This window comes from Mesorhizobium sp. M7A.F.Ca.US.007.01.2.1 (genome assembly GCF_003998165.1).
Classification (GTDB): Bacteria; Pseudomonadota; Alphaproteobacteria; order Rhizobiales; family Rhizobiaceae; genus Mesorhizobium; species Mesorhizobium ciceri.
This window is the reverse complement of the sequence record NZ_RZQP01000438.1, coordinates 1-2098: the sequence shown is the minus strand read 5'-3', so window position 1 is coordinate 2098 and position 2098 is coordinate 1. Positions and strand designations below refer to the sequence as shown.

Here is a 2098-nt window from a genome sequence, read left to right as displayed (position 1 = left end):
GCCTCCGCTTTGCTCGGCTGACCTCTCCCCGTCGGGGAGAGGTCAGCCGAGCAAAGCGGAGGCTGGGTGAGGGGGAGCGCCGGCTTCCGCGATTGGTCGCTGCCGACGATTGCCGCATGGCGTGCACTCACCACCCTCTTTCTCTCCATCCTCTTCCTCATCCTGCCGGCGCTCACCGCGCGGGCCATGGAGATCCAGTCCGTCACCTCGCCAAAGGGCATCACCGCCTGGTTGGTCGAGGATTATTCCGTGCCGGTCGTGGCCATCCGCTTCGTCTTTGGCGGCGGCTCGACGCAGGATCCTGTCGGCAAGGAAGGACTGGCCAATCTGATGACCGGCCTGTTCGACGAAGGCGCCGGCCCGCTCGATAGTGAAGACTTCCAGATCAAGCTCGACGATGCCGGCGCCGAGATGAGCTTCGACGAGAGCCGCGACGGCATCTACGGCTCGATGCGCATGCTGGCCGAGCAGCGCGACCAGGCCTTCGACCTGCTGCGGCTGGCGGTCAACGAGCCGCGCTTCGACCAGTTGCCGATCGACCGCATCCGTTCCCAGATCCTGTCCGGCATCATCGCCGGCGAAAACGACCCGGACACGGTGGCGCAGAACAAATGGGCGCGCGCCCTCTATGGCGACCATCCCTATTCCCGCTCCGATCAGGGCACCAAGGAAAGCATCGCCGCCATCACGTCCGATGATCTGAAAGGCCTGCACAAAGCGGTGTTCGCGCGCGGCGGCCTGCATGTCGCCGTAGTCGGCGCCATCGACGCGGAGACGCTGAAGAAGAAGCTCGACATGGTGTTCGGCGACCTGCCGCAGAACCAGGCGCTGAGGCCTGTGGCCGATATCGACCCGAAGCTGGCGCAGCATATCGAGGTCGACTACGACCTGCCGCAGACCTCCCTGCAGCTCGCCTTTCCCGGCGTGAAGCGCAAGGCGGCGGATTTCTTCCCCGCCGTGCTGATGAACGAGATCCTCGGCGGCGGCACCTTCACCTCGCGCCTGTTCCAGGAAGTGCGCGAAAAGCGCGGACTGGCCTACAGTGTCAACTCCTCGCTCATCAACCAGGACCACGCTAACGCGTTGATCGTCAGCACCGGCACCCGGTCCGACCGTGCGGCCGAGACGCTTGGCATCGTCCGCGATGTCGTCAAGCAATTGGCCGAACAAGGCCCGACCGAAGCGGAACTGGCGGCGACCAAGAAATACATGATCGGCGCCTACGCCATCAACAATCTGGACTCGTCCAGCGCCATCGCCTCGACATTGGTCGAGTTGCAGCTCGACGATCTCGGCATCGACTACATGCAGCGCCGCGCCGGCTACATCAATGCGGTGACGCTCGAACAGGTCAAGGCGGCGGCGAAAAAGCTGCTGACCACCGAGCCGACCATCATGGTCATCGGCCCGAAACTGGCCGGAGCCGGCAAGGGATGAGCCCCACCTTCGGCATCGCCTTCGGCGGCGGCGGCGCGCGCGGGCTGGCCCACATCCATGTCATCGAGGCGCTGGACGAGCTCGGCATCAAGCCGGTGGCGATTGCCGGCTCGTCGATCGGCGCCATCATGGGTGCCGGCATGGCATCGGGTATGGCCGGCAAGGACATCCACGACTACGCCCGCTCGATCCTCGGCCGCCGCGCCGAGGTGGCCAGCCGCATGTGGCGGGCGCGGCCGGGCACGATAGCCGAAGCCATGCAGAACGGCATCCGCGTCAGCCAGTTCAATGTCGAGCGCATCCTGAAAGCCTTTCTGCCCGAGGCCATCCCCGAAACCTTTGCCGAGCTGAAGATCCCGCTGAAGGTGACGGCGACCGACTATTTCGGTCACAAGCTGGCCGTCTTCGAAGACGGCGACCTGCACTCCGCGCTGGCGGCGTCAGCGGCCATCCCTGCCGTGTTCCGTCCGGTGATGCGCGACGGCAGGCTGCTGATCGACGGCGGCATCTACAACCCCGTGCCGTTCGACCTGATCGAGAACGACGCCGACATCATCATCGGCGTCGACGTCGTCGGCGCGCCGGAAGAGGCCGACCGCAAACAGCCGACCTCCGTCGACCTGATGTTCGGCGCCACGCAATTGATGATGCAGTCGATCAT

Annotated in this window: 2 protein-coding genes; both read left to right on the top strand. The window is 65.2% G+C overall.

Translation table 11 applies throughout. The features are described from left to right. Positions 1-99: 99 nt before the first annotated feature. On the top strand, positions 100-1437 hold the full coding sequence (locus tag EN949_RS34830) for a pitrilysin family protein (protein WP_164745909.1): 1338 nt from the start codon (positions 100-102) through the stop codon (positions 1435-1437). Next, on the top strand, positions 1434-2098 hold a 665-nt coding region (locus tag EN949_RS34825), incomplete at its 3' end, for a patatin-like phospholipase family protein (RefSeq protein ID WP_164782665.1). The genes EN949_RS34830 and EN949_RS34825, both read left to right, overlap by 4 nt.